Source organism: Pseudomonas sp. LPH60 (assembly GCF_030718165.1).
Classification (GTDB): domain Bacteria; phylum Pseudomonadota; class Gammaproteobacteria; order Pseudomonadales; family Pseudomonadaceae; genus Aquipseudomonas; species Aquipseudomonas danubii.
On the sequence record NZ_JAVAJH010000024.1, the window covers coordinates 1 to 2302 of the forward strand.

Sequence of the window (2302 nt, forward strand, 5' to 3'; positions counted from 1 at the left end):
TAGGTGTCTCAAGGTGAAGTGCTCCCAGTAGTTTTTGCGGTTTTCTCTAACGCGGATATGCGTTTCACTTGGCTTTGACTACATTCTGCGAGCTTGGCGGTTTCAGCGATGCTATAGCCGCTTGAGCGCAGCGCAACGATGCGTTGGTGCGTTGCTTTGTCCTCGGGACGGCCTTTGTATCTGCCGGCAGCTTTCGCTATCTGGATACCTTGGCGTTGCCGTTCACGCCGGTCCTCATAGTCGTCTCTGGCGCTTTGGAGTGCAACGCGCAAGAGCATGTCCTGACAAGACTCTAGAACCACTCTTGTTACTCCTGTTGCTTCGGCTGCTAGCTCAGATAGGTCAACAACTCCTGGGACCGATAGGCGTGCGCCTTTTGCCCGAATTGAAGCGACTAGTTTCTCAGCCTCTGGTAATGGCAGACGAGATATTCGGTCGATTCGTTCTGCAACTACAACATCACCGGGCTGCAAATCTTCGATCATGCGCAGCAGTTCCGGGCGGTCGGCTTTGGCGCCTGATTCTTTTTCGCGATAGACCCCAGCGATGTAGTACCCAGCAGCTCGAGCTTCAGCAGTTAAAGATTCCTGGCGCGCTAGGTCTTGAGCCTTAGTGCTTACACGCATGTAGATTCGGGCAATATCCATACCAATACCTGTTTTCTGGCTATTTTGGGTATACCCAAAATGACCTATTGTTTCATGGCTAGCCAATAAATCAATAGCAGAACCAAATTGGCTATCAACATATTGTCCACCCTAATTGACCATGTAATGACATTGATAGTACAATGTGCTCACAGGTATAACATCGTGCCGACGAAGGCCGCAAACTCGGAGATAGCCGTGAGCAAAGAAACAACTATGACGATTCGTCTTGAAGCTGAACTTCGGGCTGAATTTCACGATGCAGCCGGATCTGAGCACCGGCCAGCCGCGCAGGTGCTTCGTGATTTAATGCGGGACTACGTACAAAAATCTAAAACTCGCCAAGTTAATGGCCTCCGGTCTGCTCAGGAGTCAAGTCAGATATCAATCGCTAACGAATAACGATATATAAGATTAGGCGATAAATATATGAGTCTTCTTCAATTTCTCTCGAAACCGCAACGCGAATATGCGGAAAAACTTATAGCGGACGGAATTTCTGTTGAAACTGCTATTGCAGTTGCACAGCAGTCACGTAGCACTTCTGCTCTAACTAAAGAGGTTGCGAATAAAAATGGGGCTGCTAGAACTGGCGATCTACTTTCCCAAACGTTAGAAAATTCGCAATCAGCTACTGAGTTGGCATCTAGTGTTCTCGCTTTAAGAAATGAGCGTAATTCTAAGCTGATAATCAGTGGTGAAAGTGATACAAAGAATAACCGAGCTGAAAAAATAGTCAGACCAGTATGGGATTATCGAAACCAGGACTTACCCGCTCGAGTTCGTGATCTAATTGAAGCTCACCTACAAATCGAAAGTGATGATGCTAAAAGCGCTGGCAATCTTGGGTTCATGACTCGGGCTCTAGCTATAGCTACGTTACCGCATCGTAAAACAGATGATTTTCGCTTTGTCCGTCGTAATGGTGATTTTACATTAACCATGCTTACGGCTCACCCTGAAGGGCTACCTTACGGCACCCTCCCCCGTTTACTACTAACTTGGGTCGCAACGGAGGTTGTGAAGAAAAAAGATCCAGTGCTTTTTTTAGGTAATACTTTAGCTGACTATTTACAAGAATTGGGTCTGCACAGCACAGGTGGAAAGCGAGGAGACATTACCCGCCTGAAACATGCAATGACTACACTCTTCAGCTCTATGATTTCTTGCCACTACGACGGAAAAGACGGTTTTGCTTTGCAAAACGTTTTATTGGCTGATGAGGTTTGGTGGAAACCGCAGGCCGAGGAAGAAGCTGGTAAATGGCAATCGCGACTACTACTATCAAAGCCATTTTTCACAGAGTGTCTTGAACACCCGGTACCAGTAGACTTGCGGGCTATGAAAGTGTTGCGCCAGTCGCCATTGGCACTTGATATTTATGTGTGGCTCACCCATCGCATGAGTTATTTGCGTAAGAGAACAACTATTCCTTGGTGGTCGCTTACAGGTCAATTCGGATCAGGCTATGCCCAGGACGATCAAGGATTACGCGACTTTCGTCGTGCGTTTCTTAGAGAATTAAAAAAGGTTCTCGCCATTTATCCTACTGCAAAAGTATCAAATTCTCGTAATGGCCTAGTTCTCTACCCAAGTCCGACTCATGTACTACCTGAAAAGACGCCGAAACAACCGTCTCTGCCTTTTTAGTATCG

General features: G+C 46.9%; 2 protein-coding genes. One reads left to right on the forward strand and one right to left on the reverse strand.

Annotated features, from left to right (window positions below):
• Positions 1 to 8 precede the first annotated feature (8 nt).
• On the reverse strand, positions 9 to 647 hold the full coding sequence (locus tag Q8O96_RS31035; protein ID WP_305950121.1) for a recombinase family protein: 639 nt from the start codon (positions 645 to 647) through the stop codon (positions 9 to 11).
• Positions 648 to 1076: 429 nt separating this feature from the next.
• Between Q8O96_RS31035 and Q8O96_RS31040 the strand changes: the two genes are divergently transcribed.
• Complete coding sequence (locus Q8O96_RS31040) at positions 1077 to 2297, forward strand: replication protein RepA (protein ID WP_305950122.1); 1221 nt, start codon at positions 1077 to 1079, stop codon at positions 2295 to 2297.
• Positions 2298 to 2302: the final 5 nt, after the last annotated feature.

Coding starts and splice junctions, on each gene's coding strand:
- Q8O96_RS31035 (WP_305950121.1), bottom strand. CDS start 647: ATGGATATTGCCCGAATCTACATGCGTGTAAGCACTAAGGCTCAAGAC.
- Q8O96_RS31040 (WP_305950122.1), top strand. CDS start 1,077: ATGAGTCTTCTTCAATTTCTCTCGAAACCGCAACGCGAATATGCGGAA.